14 protein-coding genes are annotated in these 19474 nt (G+C 37.0%); 3 read left to right on the forward strand and 11 right to left on the reverse strand.

Annotated elements, in window-relative coordinates; all coding sequences use genetic code 11:
• Positions 1 to 13 precede the first annotated feature (13 nt).
• Together RBQ60_RS08090 and RBQ60_RS08095 are read right to left on the reverse strand one after the other, a co-directional pair.
• Entirely contained in the window at positions 14 to 2347 is a 2334-nt protein-coding gene (locus RBQ60_RS08090) for an EAL domain-containing protein (protein ID WP_307883204.1), read from the reverse strand.
• 201 nt (positions 2348 to 2548) lie between these two features.
• On the reverse strand, positions 2549 to 4252 hold the full coding sequence (locus tag RBQ60_RS08095; protein WP_307883205.1) for a methyl-accepting chemotaxis protein: 1704 nt from the start codon (positions 4250 to 4252) through the stop codon (positions 2549 to 2551).
• 550 nt (positions 4253 to 4802) lie between these two features.
• Here RBQ60_RS08095 and RBQ60_RS08100 point away from each other — a divergent pair.
• From RBQ60_RS08100 to hcp, 3 genes are all read left to right on the forward strand, one after another.
• Positions 4803 to 7394, forward strand: coding sequence for an HD domain-containing phosphohydrolase (locus RBQ60_RS08100; protein ID WP_307883206.1), 2592 nt, complete (start codon positions 4803 to 4805; stop codon positions 7392 to 7394).
• 401 nt (positions 7395 to 7795) lie between these two features.
• Positions 7796 to 8470, forward strand: a complete 675-nt coding sequence (locus RBQ60_RS08105; RefSeq protein ID WP_307883207.1) for a Crp/Fnr family transcriptional regulator — start codon at positions 7796 to 7798, stop codon at positions 8468 to 8470.
• A 110-nt stretch (positions 8471 to 8580) separates the two neighbouring features.
• Positions 8581 to 10221 carry a hydroxylamine reductase gene (gene hcp, locus RBQ60_RS08110; protein WP_307885991.1) on the forward strand — a complete coding sequence of 547 codons (1641 nt, stop codon included), beginning with the start codon at positions 8581 to 8583 and terminating at the stop codon, positions 10219 to 10221.
• An 89-nt stretch (positions 10222 to 10310) separates the two neighbouring features.
• On the opposite strand, the gene RBQ60_RS08115 is transcribed toward hcp, so the two are convergent.
• The 9 genes from RBQ60_RS08115 to RBQ60_RS08155 form a co-directional block, all read right to left on the reverse strand.
• Positions 10311 to 10838 carry a hypothetical protein gene (locus RBQ60_RS08115; RefSeq protein ID WP_307883208.1) on the reverse strand — a complete coding sequence of 176 codons (528 nt, stop codon included), beginning with the start codon at positions 10836 to 10838 and terminating at the stop codon, positions 10311 to 10313.
• Positions 10838 to 11689, reverse strand: a complete 852-nt coding sequence (locus RBQ60_RS08120; protein ID WP_307883209.1) for a metal ABC transporter permease — start codon at positions 11687 to 11689, stop codon at positions 10838 to 10840. Before RBQ60_RS08120 ends, RBQ60_RS08115 begins: the two co-directional genes overlap by 1 nt.
• Positions 11686 to 12396: a metal ABC transporter ATP-binding protein gene (locus RBQ60_RS08125; protein ID WP_307883210.1), complete on the reverse strand. Its 711-nt coding sequence runs from the start codon at positions 12394 to 12396 to the stop codon at positions 11686 to 11688. The genes RBQ60_RS08120 and RBQ60_RS08125 overlap by 4 nt, the downstream gene beginning before the upstream one ends.
• A 12-nt stretch (positions 12397 to 12408) precedes the next feature.
• Positions 12409 to 13440: a metal ABC transporter substrate-binding protein gene (locus tag RBQ60_RS08130; RefSeq protein WP_307885992.1), complete on the reverse strand. Its 1032-nt coding sequence runs from the start codon at positions 13438 to 13440 to the stop codon at positions 12409 to 12411.
• Between the two features lie 114 nt (positions 13441 to 13554).
• Positions 13555 to 13848 (reverse strand): hypothetical protein, encoded by a 294-nt coding sequence (locus RBQ60_RS08135; protein ID WP_307883211.1) that lies wholly within the window; start codon positions 13846 to 13848, stop codon positions 13555 to 13557.
• Positions 13849 to 13873: 25 nt separating this feature from the next.
• Positions 13874 to 14263, reverse strand: coding sequence for a Fur family transcriptional regulator (locus RBQ60_RS08140; RefSeq protein WP_307883212.1), 390 nt, complete (start codon positions 14261 to 14263; stop codon positions 13874 to 13876).
• Between the two features lie 470 nt (positions 14264 to 14733).
• Positions 14734 to 14868: a hypothetical protein gene (locus RBQ60_RS08145; protein ID WP_307883213.1), complete on the reverse strand. Its 135-nt coding sequence runs from the start codon at positions 14866 to 14868 to the stop codon at positions 14734 to 14736.
• Positions 14869 to 15055: 187 nt separating this feature from the next.
• On the reverse strand, positions 15056 to 16786 hold the full coding sequence (locus RBQ60_RS08150; RefSeq protein ID WP_307883214.1) for a S8 family peptidase: 1731 nt from the start codon (positions 16784 to 16786) through the stop codon (positions 15056 to 15058).
• Positions 16771 to 18540, reverse strand: a complete 1770-nt coding sequence (locus RBQ60_RS08155) for a S8 family peptidase (protein ID WP_307883215.1) — start codon at positions 18538 to 18540, stop codon at positions 16771 to 16773. Before RBQ60_RS08155 ends, RBQ60_RS08150 begins: the two co-directional genes overlap by 16 nt.
• Positions 18541 to 19474 lie beyond the last annotated feature (934 nt).

Here is a 19474-nt window from a genome sequence, read left to right on the forward strand (position 1 = left end):
AACAATTTTTGTTTTACAGATTCTTCACAGCAAAATGTTGTTTTTCGAATTCATCACTGGGAACCGGCTTGCCAAAAATATAGCCCTGAATTTCATCACAACCTAGGCCGTTTAAGATAGCAAGCTGACTGGTGTCTTCCACACCTTCCGAGATGGTTTTTAACTGCATTCCTTTTGCCATCATAATAATAGCTTGTACTATAAGTAGGGCGTTTTCATCATGGTCGATATTGTCAATCAGCTCTTTGGCAATTTTAAGTCGGTCTATTTTATATTTTCTGATATAACTAAGGGATGAATATCCTGTTCCAAAGTCATCAATTGAGATATTTACACCGATATCATTTAATAAGTCGAAAATTTTTTCGATGGAAGTAGTAGATATCATGGCCACACTTTCCGTAATTTCTAAATCAATCCACTCTGGATTCATATTCTCCTTCTCAATCTTTTTTACAAACCATTCCAAAAAACCAGTGTTTTTAATTTGAATGGGGGAGATGTTTATACTCATTCTAAACTTTTCATCGAAGGATTGATTCCATTTTTTTATTTGGGCAAAAGCATTATCAATAACCCACTCGCCTATATCAATAATCAATCCATTTTCTTCAGCAATTGGAATGAAATCCGAAGGAGGGATAAAGCCCCTTTGAGGGTGTATCCAGCGAATTAATGCCTCCATACCTACAAGCGTCTGATTTTCGGTGCTATACTGAGGTTGGTAATAAAGTTTAAATTCCTTATCATAATCCGCATTCTGCAGAAGAAACTCAAGTTCATGGCGTTTGTTTATTTTTTCAGTGAAGACTTTATCAAAAAAAAGATAGTCATTTTTATGGTCGCTAGATTTTACTTCATACATAGCAATGTCTGCATATCGCAACAAAACATCCTTTTTTTTAGCATCCCTTGGGTATAATGCAATTCCAATACTTGCACTTAAAGTAAAGGAATATGGCGGAAGGGAAATAGGAAGTTGTAACTTTTCTAATATTTTTTCAGCAATCGCAGAAACTTCCGTTACGTCATTAAAGTCACGCAATATAACCGCAAACTCATCGCCACCAATACGAAAGGCTGTGCATTTCGCAGTGCAATATTCTAATAGACGCATGCCTAAAGAAAAAAGAACCTTATCACCAATTTCATGGCCGTAGGAGTCATTAATTGGCTTAAATCTATTGGTGTCTATGTACAATAGTGCAAAAGGTTTGGTCTCCTCAGAAGAAGTCAATACATCCAAGTAGTTGATTAAATATCTTCTATTATATAAACCAGTCAAAGCATCTCTATTAGAAATTTCTTCTAAGTGCTGATTTGTGAAAGAAAGTTCCTTCGTCCTTTCTTGAATCATTTTTTCTAGATGTTCATTCATTTCTTTTTCTGTTTTAAGCAAAAGCCGATCTAGCATATTAGCACGAATATTGGTTGTTAATACCCAGTATAAAACGAAAATAAAAACCGCTAGCATAAGTGTTATGAAGGAGAAAAAATCAAGCAAATAAAACAGAAAAAATAATAATACAACCAATAATCCGGTTTTTTTAGGTTTCCTTAAGTTCTCGGAAAGCTGATCTTTGGATAAAGCTTTAGGAACAGAAGGGTGGAGAGACTCATGCACAGAAGCAAATGAAAATAAAACGATACTTATGATATAAACGAAATCAATAATTGTGTTCGCCTTATAAGATTCCATTAAACTAAGGTAGGCATAGTAAAAATCCGCCAAAACGAATACAGCAAAACTCACTAATATCAAGGATAGACTGAAATTAATATTTTTAAAGCTTTTTGAAAAACAAATCAAGCCGATTTCAACCATAATCAAAAAATCAAAAAAAACATAAACGATGATCAGAATATAATTAAAGTCGAAAGTAAATTGTAATCCGGTTTTAGAGAATATAAAAGCCCATACTAATACCATACCAATTGCAGTAAAAGTAAATATATCAATAAAGAATTGCTGAAGATTCCAATAGATGCGGTTTTTATAAATATACAAGCTTAAAAAGCCAGTAAAAAATACATTGGGAAATACATAAAGAACGTTAATATAAGGAACCTCCACGGGATTGCTGAAAAATATATTCTCATAAATCAACCAAAAAAAATCAGCTACTCCCCAAACAAAACTGCAGCAGAACAGCAGAACTCCATAGGCTTTATGAGTTTTCACTGCCTTCATCGAAGACAAAATTAGCAATGCCGAAAAAAATGCCACTAACGGAGACAATATATTGCCCCATAAATCATTTTTTAGTAATACGCTTACGAAGTATAAAAGTACGAAAAGAAGTAGGGGATACACGGTTTGTATTTTTTTTCTTGTTAGACTCCCCATAATCCCACTCCTTTTCACTATTTTTTAAAAAGCTGCAAATACCAAAGGGGAAATTTGCAGCTGGCTAATTTTAGCACTCTGTCGCTATTCTGCAAAGAGTATTAGATATAAACAATGCAAAATTAATTTTGATTCATAGGTTCATATTTCACGGTGCAGTCAATCCATTCCAAGAGATAGGTACTTGAAAATGGTGTTTCATTAGATATTAAAGTTAGAAATAAGCTCCTTCAGTAAGTTGGATTGACTGGACAATTCTTCACTTGCCGCAGCACTTTCCTCAGCGGTTGCAGCATTTGTTTGAACAACAGATGAAATTTGTTCTACACCAATATTTATTTGATTAATCGCTAATGCTTGTTCTTGAGAAGCTAGGGCAATTTGTTCGATTAACGCCACAGCTTCCGCTGTTGCTTTCGCACTTACTTCCAAAGAAGTTGCCGTCTTCATTGCAATCCCAGAACCATCCTGAACGGCTTTTACCGTTTCATCAATTAAAAGGGTTGTATTCTTTGCCGCTTCAGCTGACTTCCCTGCAAGGTTTCTAACTTCATCCGCTACTACGGCAAACCCCTTACCAGCCGCACCAGCTCGTGCCGCTTCTACAGCAGCATTTAATGCTAAAATATTTGTCTGGAATGCGATGTCATCAATGATCTTAATTATTTTGGAAATTTCAGATGACTTCAAAGAAATTTCATTCATGGCGCCCATCATTTCATCCATTTGGCCATTACTCATTTCAAGTTCTTTTCCTGCAAATCCTGCTTTCTCATGTACTTCCGTAGCGTTTTCTGCGTTCTTTCTAATCTGTCCTGTAACATCAGCAATTGAAGCTGATAACTCTTCGATGGAACTTGCCTGCTCCGTGGCACCTTGGGATAAAGCCTGGGCAGCATTAGCCACTTGTTCTGCACCGCAATAAACTTGTTCGGAGGACTGGTTAATTTGTAAAATCGTAGAGCTTAAGTTTGCAATTAAGGCCTGCATACTGTCTTTTAGCTTTTTAAACTGACCTGCGTATTCCCTGTAAAGTTCAACTTTTAAGTTCCCACGAGAAACGTTATGTAACGCATCAGAGATTTCATCAATATAGCCTTGGTAATTTACTAACCGCTCAATGGTAAGGTTAAAGGCATTTGCCAGTTGACCGACTTCATCCTTAGAATGAATAGAAAGCTCCACGTCGAAGTTTCCATCAGCAATTTGCTGCGCTACTTCTGTCGCTTTTTTAATTGGTTTGGCAATACCGCCACTGATAAAATATGTAACTGCTACCACAACAAGTAATACCATTGCTGTCAATAATATTACTGTTTTAAGAGTAGAAGATATGCCGTGGCTCAAAATTTCGTTTACCGATTGGATTGGCACACCAACAAAGTAAATACCTATCATTTGATTATTGCTATCGAAGATAGGGGTGTACTTGGTCATATACTGGGCACCAAGAATATCCGCTTCTCCAAAAAACACATCTCCATTTGCAACTACCTGATACACTTCACCAGATGCGTCTAAGGGAGTACCAATCACTCTTTTCCCATTTTCATCTTTAATGGTGGTTAAAACTCTTATAAAGTTATCTCCATTTTTAGCAAAAATGGTGGCAACTACATCCATTTCCTGAGCAACTCTATCGATATACTCAAACTTGCCTTCCACTGTTTTATTGTCCATATCTGTTAATTGACCATTGGAATTCAAACGCAATGTTCCAAACTGTTCCTCCAGATAGGCCTTTAGCATATTATTGGTACCGGTCAATCTATCCTCCACCATAGTATTTATAATTTCATCTGTAACAGCAAAACTTCTAAATAAACCAATGGATACAGTAACTACTGAAGAAGTCATAACTAAAATTAAAATAATTAATACAAGTTTGCTTTTTATACTTTTCATAAATTTACCCCCCTAAAATTAGCAGTTATCAGATTACTCTGCCTCTTTATCCTTTTCTTAAACAATAACGTCGCCCCCAAATTAAAATCTCCTCTCTAATTGTAAAATGTTCCAGTTTTGATTTACATAACATTATAAGGCAGTTTTTTCTAAAAATATATCCCTTTTAAAATATACGACAAATTTCTATTTTTCAACTATATTCTTGTAAACATAACTTTTTAATTTTCGGCATGAATCCTTATAACGATATACTCACCAAGATTACCAAATTTGAAGTGAAACTTAACTACAACGGTGCTTTTTTCTTTCATAACACTATCTCTACTCATTCAGTAGGAGTATTATTTCTATTAGATTAATCTATCGGGATGGGAAAGGCAACAGGTATTTACATTTTTTACTAGGTCTGTGTAACTTTGTCACACAAAAACCAATTTTTCAAATTACATATAAAACGAACAAATTTCTTTTATTTCTTCTTTTTTTTGATATAATGAGAAAAGCACAGTAATTCACACCTTTCCCTATGTCTTAAGGGGGCTTTTTTATGTTTAAAATAACAAATAGCATTGTAAAAAAAGTTGGTTTGGCAATTTTTCTATTTGTATTTGTTTTGTTTATTATTTACTATAATTTTTTGAATGTTCAAATGAAAACCTACATGGAACAAAAAGGGAAGGAACAGATAGAGGAGGAAACGGCGCTTTTATGTGCTGAAATCGAACTATATTTGCAAAAATACACTTTGATTGTAGAACAGGCAAAAAACAATCCCAATTTTATTACCATAGCCAATGATATTGTTCGTCCAGAAACGAAGAGAGGACATTGGTTATATGAAGAAGTGACCAAGGAACTTTCTGACCTATGCAATTTAGATGAAAATATTGCCCAAGCATATATTGCCCTTGACGGTGAAAATGACTTGATAACAAATGTTTATGATTATGACGTTGATCCTGACTATGACCTATATTCTAGGGATTGGTATAGAAATACAGTAGCTCGTGACAAAGTTACGATTACAACTCCATACGTTGATTTCATAACAAATAAAACAACCATAACCATAGCTGCCCCCATAAAGGAAAATGGCCGGCTTCTGGGCGTGGTGGGCTTAGATATATTAATTGAAGATATCAATGCAATTATGACCGGTTATAATTCTGCAATTGAGGGGGATTTGGGCCTGGTTTATGATAACGGGCTTCTCTTATATAATCCGAGCCTTGATGATATCACTGAATCTGACGGCGCTTATATTCAAGAGTATTTTGGTGATGCAATAGGCGGGGAAATACTTTCAGGTTCAGGTGGGGTATTAAAAAATAATACCCATGGAAAAGAAAGTTACGTTGCATACTTTCCCGTTAAAAATACGAATATTATCGTGTACACAAATATTTTAAAATCCACCATTTTAGCTCCTATTCATAGGTTTATTTTAATCAATCTCTATATTTTATTGGTTATCATAATCATCATTATAACCTTTTTATTTTTCTTAGAAAGGGTCATTTCTAACCCCCTTTTAACAATTTGCAAACAAATGAAGAACTATACGAACAATCGGTCCATCAACTTACCTCAAGAGTACTTGGAAAGAAAAGATGAGATTGGTGTCCTATCAAAGGGAATTACCTTTATGTTAAATAGGATATCAAACTCTATTTCAGAACTTGAAGAAAAGAATAAAGAGTTGTTTAAAACAAAAGAAATGATAAATAAAGATAGGGTGTTGTTCAAAACAACCTTGCGTTCTCTTGGAGATGGTGTAATATCAACAGATCAATACGGAAACATTCAAATTATGAATGATGCGGCAGAAATCCTAACAGGTTGGAAAAAACACGAGGCCTTTGGACAACCTTTTGAAACAGTATTTCGCATTATCAATGAGGCCACTCGTGAGAAAGTTATGAGCCCAGTTGAGAAGGTTTTTAAATCAGGAACGCTAAATGAGCTAGACGAAAACACGCTATTGATTAAAAAAAACGGGGAAGAAGTACCAATTGAAGATAGTGCTGCTCCTATTATAGATACTGAAGGAAACATTACAGGGGTAGTCATAGTGTTTAGAGATTTTACTGATAAAAAGCAAAAACAAGAAAGAATATCCTATTTAAGCTATCATGACCAACTAACGGGTTTATATAATCGGTACTTTTTTGAGCAAAATTTAAGAACCTTAGATATAGATCAAAGCTTGCCTCTATCTTTGGTAATGCTTGATGTCAATGGTTTAAAATTAACCAATGATGCTTTTGGCCATCAAATGGGGGATAGGCTTTTACAAGCAGTTACAGTTGCAATTAAAAAAGCCTGTGGCGATGACAAGATTGTTTGTCGTATAGGAGGAGATGAGTTTGTACTACTTTTGCCGAAAACGGATTATAAGGAAACGGAAATTCTCGTAAACAACATCTATCACGAAATCGAAAAGAATAGACTTGAAAGTATTGTGATTTCCGTTTCCATCGGCTGGGAAACAAAAATTTCCCCCACGCAAAGCATTATGGAAATCTACGTTAAAGCCGAAGAAAACATGTACCGCAAAAAACTCATTGAGAGCGAAAAAATGCGAAGGAAGACCATCCAGATTATTTTCAACACTTTGTATGAAGCCAATGAAGGAGAAAAAGACCATTCCGAAAGTGTAAGTAAAATCAGCCGAAAAATTGGTGAGGCACTGCAACTTGATCAAGAATTACTTAGAGAACTAGAAATGGCTGCTCTTCTTCACGATATTGGAAAAATTGCTGTGAGTTCTGATATACTTGAAAAACCTGATAAATTAACGCCCTTGGAATTTGAAATGGTAAAACGACATGCAGAAGTTGGGTATCACATACTAAAATCTGTAGATAAATATTCCAGCCTTTCTGACTATGTTTTGGCTCATCATGAACAATGGGATGGTTCCGGTTATTCACGAGGGTTAAAGGGTGAGGAGATCCCTTTGATTTCAAGAATTATTGCCGTTGCCGAAACATATGACACAATGACTACACAACAACCATATAAACCTGCCCGTAGTAAAGGCGAAGCCATGGATGAGCTGATTAGGTGTTCAGGAACTCAATTCGATCCCAAAATCGTTAAGGTTTTTATAAGTGTCTTGAACGATGGCACACTTTGAAAGCAAATTGAATTGTATAGTTGAGGCTTGGTTTGTTAAAAAACACTTAAGTGAAAATAAAAATTGTATGTTTTTCAAAAGGCAAAATCCATGGTTAAATTCTAATACTTTGCCTTTTGAAATTTTCTAATAAGTTCTGAAGAAACAAATTAAAAAGTCAATCAGTTTCTATAGGCGAAAGCCCTTTCTTCAAGAACAAATATGCCTACCTGCCTTAACATAGGTATGGGCTTGGGGGTATTTTAAAAAACCCCTCACGAAATAAATCTTGAAAATCAAATCAATGTGTGAAAAAATAAGGATATTAAAAGACTTTACATTACAAGTAAACAAAACTTTTACACAATTAATTGTTAGGAGTTTATTTGAAAGGCAATTTTTATTTAACAAAGGGGGATACAATGCTAGAAAAATTAAAATCCAGTCCGTTGTTTTCTGGTATGGAGTTAAATGATATCAAAAGCTGTCTTAGCTGTAGTGGCTCAAGTTTTAAGAAGTACGAAAAGGAACAGCACATCTTTATGCTTCAAGACGAGCCAAGCCGGCTTTTTATATTAGTGGAAGGCTCTATCAATATTTGTCGAGACTCCATAGATGGAAAGCGTAATATCATCACTACCATAAATCAAGCAGGGGATTTATTTGGTGAAGTTTTTTTGTTTATCAATAAAAAAACATACGATAACTATGCGGTGGCGGCTACAGATGTGGTTGTTTTAAAAATGCCAAAAGAGTATTTATATAACAACTGTCCAAAGAGTTGTGGTTTCCATACACTGCTTATTTCAAATATGCTCTCCATACTAGCCAACAAAGCCTACTTTTTAAGCCAAAAACTAAATATTGTTTCCAGCCAAACCCTGCGTCAAAAAGTTTCCAAGTTGTTTTTAAACAATGCTTCCCCAGAAGGGGAAGTCAACTTAACAATGAACCGAGAAGAGCTTGCGGACTTTTTGAATGTTGCCAGACCATCCCTCTCTAGGGAACTGATGAAAATGCAGGAAGAAGGGCTTATAGAAATTAAGAAAAGGAAAATTTTTATCCAAGACTTAGAAAAAATACAAAATATTTTTTAATTCGTAACATTTGTTACGGAATCTCTTTTCTCATCCTGTTATGATTAGTCCATGAAGTAATGCAAAATAAATAACAACGTATATATATTTTTTTGAATGGAGGAGAAATGATGGAAAATAAAATGTTTTGTTATCAATGTCAGGAAACGGCAGGTTGCACAGGTTGTACAAAGATGGGTGTGTGTGGTAAAAATCCACAGGTTGCAGGAATGCAGGACTTACTTGTATATGTGACGAAAGGGATTTCTGCTATCACTACCAGACTGCGTGAAGAAGGAAAAGAAGTTTCCAAGGACGTCAATCATTTGGTTTCTTTAAATCTCTTTATTACAATAACCAATGCCAACTTCGATGAAGAAATGATTGTGGCAAGAATGAAGGATACACTGAAAAAGAAAGCAGAATTACTTACTTTATTGGATAATAAAAACGATTTGCCTGATGCAGCAACTTGGTGTTCTTACGACGAAGGAGAGTATAACAGCAAAGCGGCGAGGGTAGGGGTACTTTCTACAGAGAACGAAGACATCAGAAGTCTTAGAGAATTAATCACCTATGGCTTAAAAGGTCTTTCTGCCTATAGTAAACACGCAAACGCTTTATTGGAAGATGATGTAGAAGTAGATGCATTTATGCAGAAGGCTCTGGCAAGCACATTGGATGATAGTTTGGGTGTAAACGAACTGATTGCCTTAACTCTCGAAACAGGTAAGTACGGCGTACAGGGTATGGCTCTTTTAGATAAGGCCAATACAACTGCATACGGCAATCCCGAAATTACAAAAGTTAATATTGGTGTAGGCACAAAACCTGGTATCCTTGTTTCTGGCCATGACCTTAGAGATATGGAAATGCTTTTGAAGCAAACAGAAGGCACAGGGGTAGATATTTATACACACTCCGAAATGCTTCCTGCCCATTACTATCCTGCATTTAAGAAATACCCTCATTTTGTAGGTAACTATGGGAATGCTTGGTGGAAACAGAAAGAAGAATTTGAAAGCTTTAACGGCCCAATCCTTATGACAACAAACTGTATTGTTCCTCCAAAGGATAGTTACAAAGATAAGTTATATACCACAGGTGCTGCAGGTTTCCCTGGATGTAAACACATCCCCGGTGAAATTGGCCAGGAAAAAGACTTCTCTGCAATCATTGAGCATGCAAAAAAATGTGCCGCTCCCGTTGAAATTGAAACAGGTGAAATCATCGGCGGTTTTGCACACAATCAAGTGCTTGCCCTTGCGGATAAAGTTGTTGATGCGGTGAAAACTGGTGCAATTAAGAAATTCGTTGTAATGGCTGGTTGTGACGGTAGAGCAAAATCAAGAAACTATTATACAGATTTTGCACAGGCACTTCCAAGTGATGCCGTTATCTTAACAGCAGGTTGTGCAAAGTATAAGTACAATAAGTTAAACTTAGGCGACATCGGCGGAATCCCACGTGTTCTTGATGCAGGCCAGTGTAACGATTCCTACTCCTTGGCTGTCATTGCCTTGAAGTTGAAAGAAGTATTCGGTCTGGCTGATATTAACGAACTGCCCATCGTATACAATATTGCTTGGTATGAACAAAAAGCGGTTATCGTTCTCTTAGCACTTCTGTACCTTGGTGTAAAGGATATTCACTTGGGGCCCACACTGCCCGCATTCCTTTCTCCTAACGTAGCAACGGTTTTGGTTGAAAACTTCGGTATTGCAGGAATTGGAACAGTGGAAGACGACATAAAATTATTCTTTGGTGCGTAATTATTGAATAAAAAACCCCCCGAAAAGTCAAAATTGACCTTTTGAGGGGTTTCTTTTCTACCAAATTAAGTGGGAAAATCTCTCGCTCTCTATTCTAAAATCACCAGTTCATCGGCCACCACATAAAAATATTCAAGTCCATCTTCTTCATAGGTTTCCAAAACACCTGTGATTTCTATTTCCGCATCTTCCGTTGGGTAATCCTCAGGGTAAGTATGTTCTCCCCTTAAAACAAACTCAAATCCTTGTTCACAGCAAGCCGTTGCATCGGGAATGACCACTGCAAAATAAACTGCATCTGTTTCTAGGCTTGGGTATACTCTAAAAAAACCTTTCATCTTAATTGTTTTTCCAATGTAGTCATCAGGTACCATGATAATATTATAAACCTCGGAGTAAACCATGGTGCTACTAAGTTTTGTTAAGTCAACATCCACACTTTCTTCTGTTTCATTACTTATGGATTCCTCTCTTTGGCTTTGTGGAGCCTCTTTATCTTCACTTAGTTCCTCCACCTGTTCCTGACTAGATTGTTCATCTTCATCAGATTTAGAGCAACCAAATAGGGGAATCATGACAACAAAACAAAGGATAATCAGCCAAGTCTTTTTTCCCATTACCCTACACCTCCCGAAACCTTATCCACTAGAAAACAAAATCCAAAAGCAAAAATATTTACTGCTACAATGGTGGATCCTACTGGCGTTCCTGCAAGAATAGAGATCACAATTCCAAGAGCCGCACAAAAAACAGATAGTAGAGCAGAGCATATAGTAACTGCTTTGAAATTCTTAAATACTCGCATTGCCGATAAGGCAGGGAAAATGACCAATGCAGAAATCAATAGGGAACCCACCAAATTCATGGCCAATACGATTATAACTGCTATAACAATAGCTATCAATAAGTTGTATGCCTTCCCATTAATACCTGTGGCGTTGGCGAAGTTTTCATCAAAGGTTACAGCAAATATCTTGTGATAAAAAAATACAAAAATAAGAATGACTACCAGGGATAGCACAACGGAGTACCATACTTGGGCCTTACTTAGGGTTAAAATAGAAGTTGAGCCAAACAAAGTGGTGCAAACATCTCCTGATAAATTGCCCGAGGCTGAAAATATGTTCAACAGCAAATAACCAATGGCCAAAGCACCAACAGAAATCATCGCCACCGCTGCATCCCCATTGATTTTTGTATTTTGACCAGTACGCAATAATAAAATTGCACAGAGGATGGTAATGGGGAGGACAAGGAACATTTGATTCGTTAGATTTAATACAGAAGCAATGGCAATTCCACCAAAAGCCACATGGGAAAGGCCATCACCGATGAAGGAAAATCGTTTTAAAACAAGAGTTACCCCTAATAACGAGGAGCATAACGCAATCAAAACACCCACAATTAATGCATACCTTACAAAGGGATATTCAAAATATAGAGAAAGCTTTTCCACGATACCACTCATCCTTTTTCACCCCCTTTTTGAGATGAAAAACCTTGATTGATTTTGCTGTCTATATACACCTGTCGTGTACCAAAAAATATAGGTTCTCCAATATGAAGAATATGTGACGCATACTGTAAGGCTGCGTTCATATCATGGGAAATCATAATAATGGTAATACCATCTTGATTCAGCCGATTGATTAATTCATACATTTCCTTTGTCATCTTTGGGTCAAGACCAGACACTGGCTCATCCAATAAAAGCATTTTCCCTGTGGCACACAATGCCCTAGCTAATAAAACACGCTGCTGCTGACCACCGGATAGCTCCCTAAAGCATCCCTTTGCCAATGGGGATATACCCATTCTTTCGATGTTCTGCCGAGCCAACTGCTTTTCTTTTCTATTATAAAACGGACGCAAGCCGCAGCGATTGAGACAACCAGATAAAACAATTTCCCAAACAGAGGCTGGGAAGTCTTTTTGTACAATGGTTTGCTGTGGTAAATAGCCAATTTCTTGAGGCTTTAGCCCATCACCCGTCATAATCTTTCCATCCAAAGGGGAGTGCAGATTTAGAATGGTTTTCATTAACGTGCTTTTACCAGAACCATTTGCACCCACAATAAAGAGATAGTCTCCACGATTCACAGAAAAATCTAAACCTTTTAAAACAATTTTTCCGTCATAACCTAGGGTAAGGTTATGACAAGTCAACTGAGCCATTTGCAACCCTCCTTAGCTTAAAGCACTTTTTAGTACTTCTAAATTCTTTTCCATAATAGAGAAATATGTGACTCCGTTCTCTACATCTTTGGAAGTAATGGATTGCATGGAGTTTAGTGAAAGTATCTGTTGATTCTTTTCTTTGGTATTTTGAATAATGGTTTCTGCAATTGTGTGTTGGGCATCCTCAATGGTTAAAACCGTGTGAAGGCCTAATTCATCAACCGTTTTGGAAAGAAAAGCAATGGTTTCAAAGCTGGCCTCTGTTTCTGCGGAACAACCAAAGAAAGCAGCATAGTAGGAAATTCCGTAATCATGTACGAGATAACCGAAAGGGAATCTATCGCCAAATAAAAGAGTCTTTTGTGTTGCTTCATCCACAGTTTTCTGATAGCTTTCGTCCAAGGCAGTAAGCTTTTCTACATAAGCGTTTGCATTTGAAGTATAATCAGCGGCATTTGCACTGTCGATCTCCCCAAGCTTTGCTCCGATATGATCACATACTACCTTTGCATTTTTTAAAGAAACCCACACGTGTTCGTCATAAATTGGGCCTTCCTCATGTTGATGTTCTGTCCCTTCTTCATGCTCTGCGCCTTCTTCGTGGTGATGATCATGCTCATGGACTTCCATACCCTCAACAATTTCCTTTTCTTCAACAGAATCGCCAAGAATGTCCATTAAATTAACAACCACCATATCCTTATTTGTTGCTTCCTTTAACGCATCTTCAACCCACCCATCAGATAAGCCACCAACATAGACGAACATATCGCAGCTTGAGATTTTAACAATATCATCAGTGGTAGGCTGATAGCTATGCAAATCTACACCATTATCTGCCAACATGGTTACTTCCGCATGCTCCATATGATCCCCAAGAATTTCTCTCACCCAGTCGTATTCAGGAAATATTGTGCATACAATGCTCAAATTATTGTCTGTTGCAGATTCTAAGTTCGTTTGGACACTCTGATTAGAGCAGGCAGTAAGACATCCAATTGTCATTATGCATACTAACAAGCTAGAAATCATCTTTTTCATCATAAAACCTCCAAATTTAATATATTCCATCAAAAAATAGACACAAAAAAAGAAGGGAAGCCCGCAAATGCGGCGTCTACCTAAAAGTAGCAGAATCCCTTTTTTGAATATATTTCAATTTGTAAGTTTAACCTTCAGCGAAACTAAAGTCTGGATAATCATTCTTTGAACAATGGGCACGATAAATCGTACCAGAAAAAAAGCAGTAATAACTAGAGTTGTCGTTGCCGTAACAACGGTGGAGATGGAGCGAATTGTTTGTATACAAAATTGAATTTCTTGACAAATAGAACAGCCTTTGTCTACACAATCATGATTTGATTTAGCCGCAACAAAGAAAAAGGAAAAGAATAATGTACAAATAAGTAACAATGCTAAAAAAGCCGCCACGAGTCTTTTATTTTTCACCATTTCTTTCTCCTTTCACGAAAAGTTACTTACAGTACTTGCAAGTACCGTAGAGTATTGTCTTTGAGTTATCTACCACAAACCCTTGGCTTTTTTGAATCCTCTGAATCATACGCTTCATTTCATCAGGTTCCAAGTGAAATGTCTTATTACAATTTGTGCAAATCAAGTGAATACTGTTACGACAAAGGTCAGAGTTAATATACTGATAAAAACCTTCTCGACTTCCTTCTTTTATTAAGCGGCTAATTTCGCCATACAATTCCAAAGAGGCCAGATTCCGATAAATTGCACTTAAGCTAATGGTAGCATCAGATAATTTTTCAAAAATCTCCTTTGCCGAAAATGGAACATCAGGATTTGATTGTAAGAATTCAAATAATATTTTCCGTTGTGTTGTTTGATAGTTTGCCATTAAAATCACCGTTTGTTTGGGAATTATTTGAAAATTATATTATCACTTTAAATTTAGAAAGTCAATAAATTTGCGAATCATTTGCAAATTATAACCGCAAGTATGCAAAAAAATATCCTTAATTCTTATATTTTGATAGGATGTTTCTTTGTTTTTTCTTCTAAAGAAGATTACTATCCTGTTGGGGAAAGGGTGGATGCCGTTTAAAAAGGCAGTCCCAATAAGTAGAGGCTGAAATCTGGTTTTCATTCGAGTGTACCAAATGAAAATTGTCCCTGTCTCATAAATTTAAAACGTAAGCCATTTGAATTCGTGGAAGGCGTAGCCCAATCCTTAAATACTTTTGTGTTCCTCAAGTGGGGGTAATAGAGAAGGGTAGTGAAAAATATAAAAAGACGTAGGGAAATCCTCACGTCTTTTTATTTTCTAGTTTGTTTTTCCTTTATCCACTTTTAAGTTGCAAGAAACAATTACGAAAGTTCCTTAATGGCAATATCAAAAATTTTATACCAAACAGGAAGTTCATCATTCGGTGGTAAAGCAACCTCGTGCAGTAAAGTAGTATAGTAAATAAAGTTGCTCATTGCTGCTGCTAACCTCATCATAATCAGGTAGCCTTCACGTTATAGAGGCAAAGGGGAATTTCACCCGAAGCGTTGGCTTTTGTTTCCGCAATCACCTTATTTTCGTAGGGGGCTATTACGATTACCGTTGCGCCCTCCTGCAGGCCTTCCAATATTTGAGAGGTAAGTATTTATTTTAAGTAGCCCAGTTTCTCCTTTTGCAAGAACCTTACTCTAAATAATAGTTGATAATTGACTCCTTAATGACAGAAAAACTACCATATAAGTTAAGTTTTCCATACCCCCACTTTGTATTGGGGTACAGCATATTTTCTTCACGGGTACAACCGCTAATCAAAAAAGTTCGTACCAAATCCCCATCCATTGAAGGTATATTCCCTCGGATGATGCCCCATTCCAACAAAAGGGCTGCAGCTCCAGCGGTAATGGCGGCAGCTACACAGGTTCCTGTATCAGAACCATACCCAGTAGGGTAGATGCCTCTTACATTTACCCCCGGTGCCACCAAATCTGGAGCTATTCTTGGCAGTCTTGTTGGCCCCCAGGAAGAAGCCACATAAAGACTTTCCTCATCACTGTTGTATGCACCGCAGGTTATGCACCTTAGGGCTGTTGCAGGGTAGACAATGGTATGTTCAGGAACAGGTCTTAATAACTCTACGGATTCATCCACTTGCCCTGTAATTGGCAGCCAAACAAAATACTCTCCGCTTACAATGTCATCACCAAAAAGAGTTATTTCCCAAATGCCTTGGGTCGCACTTTCAAATCCAATGAAAATTGTATTATTCACACCCTTATAATATTCAATGGTTATGGTAGTATTTTCGAATATTAACTTTTGGGTATATTTTAATCCTACTCGAAAAGGGATCCTAGCAATCACTTCTCCCGTTGGAGAGGTAATGCTGACAGATAGTTTATCAAAAGCTGGCCCATAAATTGAAAGGCTAAAGGAGGTATCTTGTTTCCCCACATTAACACTAAAGGTTTCCGTGCTGCCAGTCCTTGGAATCTTTCCTTGGGTATGGTGTCGTTTATTACTTTCATTGCCTGCTGCGGCAACAAAAACAAAACCCGCTCTTTGGGATAAATATGAAATATAATCCTCGAATAAGGAGTTTCCATCGTGTCCGCCAAAGTTGGAACCCATTGTTATGCAGATAACTACCGGCAAATTTAACTCTTCAGCTTGATCCAGAATATGCTTGATTCCTAAAAGATAGTCTGTAGACTGGTAAAGGTTTGGGTCATATCTGGGTAACAAAAATTTATTAATATAATATTCACGAGCCCGGCGAAGTTTAACTGCCATGATATATGCCTTAGGTGCGGCGCCTATATATTCACCTTTCTCATTGCTTGCGGCAACAGAAGCCATAAAGGTACCGTGACCCTCTCTGTCAACAGAAGGAATAATAGAGTGGGGGTCTTCTGTCTGTAAGGCCTCATTAATGTCACTTTGTGTATAAACAGAGCCAAAGTAAAGGTTATCAGGCCTGTTGCCTTCAATGGTTTGATCCCAAAGATTGAGTATTTTCGTTGTACCATCTTCAAACTTAAATGCCTCTTTGGTGTAATCGATGCCAGTATCAACAAATCCAATTATGACGCCTCTTCCAGAAAGATTTAGATAGGGCTGATTTAAAATTTGGGTTATGCCGCTGTCTTCATTGCTTTTGCTGTCAAGAGGTGACATTATTTTGGGGAAAAATTCATTAAAGTCATTTCCTAATTCTTCGAACAATGTTGGTATATTTTCTTGGTTGGTATACACAACAATCAACTCGTTTGCAAATATTGTACCCAATTTCAAATATGGTTTATCTTTAACAAAGTGCTTGAAGCGTTCGGTATTAATGACATTAAAGTCTACGGTGGTCGGCAGCTTTATAAATTCCTCTAACGGCAAATCATTCTCATCTATATTTGAAGCCAAAAGTAATCGCCTCCTAATTTATAGTCATTTAAGTAATTCATTGTACTCTCTAAACAAAGATTACCGTAGCCAAAAGAAGCATTGGGATACATAATGTCCTTTCTTCTTGTTGCACCTATGCGTAAGAAAGCCTTAAGTCGCTCGCCATATAGAAAGGGATCATTGTTATTGACAATACCCCATTCCATCATTAATGCCGCTGAACCTGTAACAAAGGGGGCGGCAACACTTGTGCCTGTGAAGGTATCATACCCGCCCCCTGTTTTCGTTGATAATATATCTACTGCAGGAGCGGCAATGTCAGGGATAAGGCTCTCTTGCGTGACACTACCTTTCCCTGAAAAAACAGCGATATTTCCCACACGGTCGTTATAGCCGGCAACACGTATCACCTTTAATGCAGTGGAGGGAATCGTTAGGGTATTATATATAGAAGGATTAGAAAAGAAGGTGTCATCTGTAACCTCCTCTAGGGTAGGAAGCCATACCTCAAAGTGACCATTCACAATTGTTTGGGCATGAACCCTTAACTTACAAATTCCAGCACGTAGTGGTTCACCAGAAGAATTAAAAACAAAGAAAATTTCTTGTGCTGCAGAATAATGGGATGGCTGCCCGTAAAAAATATGCAATACAAAGTTAGGCCTTCTCACCGTCTTTGTCTGGCTCTCAATTCCAACGATACCAGAAGAAGTACCGTCAGGAAATATAATCTCCACGGAAAAGCTATCCACAAAGTTCTTCCAAAGGGATAAATACATACTATCGATGCCTGGGGCAATAAAAAAATCAATCTCTTTTACTTGGTTGGTTTCCACCGCCCCCGAGTAGTGATGTCCAGCTGCCCCTTCATTGCCTGTGGGGATTATAATAGAAGTTTTCCATTCCGCAGAAATTTCTGCGATAAAAGTCTCAAATAAAGAATCCCCTTCGTGGGAGCCATTGTTCATACCAAAACTCATGTTGACGCAAATCGGTTTGTTAAAGCGCTTCCCTTTGTCTATTACGTATTTGAGGGCTCTCATTAGCTCCGTTGATCTGGCAAAAGACTCATAACCTTTATAACCAACCTTAACTGCAATAATATCTGCCTGGGGTGCTACACCAATGTTTAATCCACCACTTGACCTTCCATTTCCAGCAGCAATACCAGCTACTGCCGTGCCATGCCCATTGGTGTCAATACTTGGAACAATTAAGTATGGATCTTCACTTTGAATGGCACTGTTGATTTGCTGATTATTGTATTCAGCACCACTAAAAAATCCAACAGGGGGCGTACCTGTCTGGGTTTGGTCCCAAATAAATTGCACTCTACTCGTTCCATCAGGGTTACGAAAATCAGGGTGCATATAATCAATACCCGAATCTATAATGGCCACGAAGACGCCTCTGCCGGATAAGTTGTATCCATTCGGCCTTTGAACAGAAGTTATACAGGATGAACTTAGGTTATTAGGCCCTTCAAAATATAGATTTTTAGGTAACTCCAAATGCTCAATCTGGGAATAGGAATTTAATCTTCCAATTTTTGTTTTATCAATCGTGACAATTGCGTAATTTTCGTAGATTATTTCCGCCTCGCCACCTAATTCTTCCACAACGCTCTTTATATCTCCATTAAATTTCGCTATAACCTCAATTTCATTTACAGAGGGATCTATAAAATCATCAAAATTAAATTGCTCTGATGTTTCTGCTGTAAATAGGTCATGCATTTTTGAATAGGGAGAATTTTTGTATCTTTTTGGCATAACCCCCACCTCCCATTAAAAAAAACAGCGAATATCCGATAACTCTATGACACGATGGACCCAATGTTCGTCTTGTTTTTCGCAACCATTTATTCGTGTACCACTGTATTCATTTATATAAAACCAAAAACCTTCATCGTTATTCAAAGTAATGTATACGATAATATTTTTTTGATTTATTAGCAATGAACTGTATGTTTCAAGTAGCAGATGTTTATGTTTATGATTTGGTTTGTACTTTAGCACTGATTTTTGTGCTTCATTAATTCTACAAGAATTATAAGCCATTATCTTCACGCTCCCCCTAGTATTCATACATTATATTGACAAAAACTATTGAAAATGCCTAGCTGGAAGTGAAAACAGCCCTTGAGAGAAGTCCTTTTTTTAATTCTCAAAAGTTTACCTTAACAAAGGATGACGTAAAAAACGATACAATAGGGATATTGCATTCAAAGGTAGTCTTCTATAATACAATACGCCCTACTTTACAGGGGGAGCCATTCAAGGACTACGCCAGCAGATACCTAATCTTCTTAGTAGTGTAATGAAATAATCAAAATGTCTTGTTCTTTTTTTGAAAAACTATGCCAGTTAAGATTTTAAAATAACAAACAGATTTACTAAAACTGATAGGTTTATAACTATGAAAAACTTAGGGAAAGGGTGACTATTCCACAATTAGTCCATGAAAAGATTTATAAAGAATAGGGGGAGGAGGTGTTTGGAGCCTTAATCATGCCCTTAAAACAGAAAGGTTCCCTCCAAAATCCAAAGAATTTTGTTTTAACGAGGGAAGGGTAGTAGATTATTTGTAACTTAAGTTAAAAGAACAAAGTAGAATGGGATTCGTATACTAAAATAAGTCTGTTTAGCTTCCTTATTAAAAGCAATGATATGAACAAAAACAACAGTAGCTTTGTACAAAAAAAAC

The sequence above is a fragment of the Anaerotignum sp. MB30-C6 genome (genome assembly GCF_030908465.1).
Taxonomy (GTDB): domain Bacteria; phylum Bacillota; class Clostridia; order Lachnospirales; family Anaerotignaceae; genus Chakrabartyella.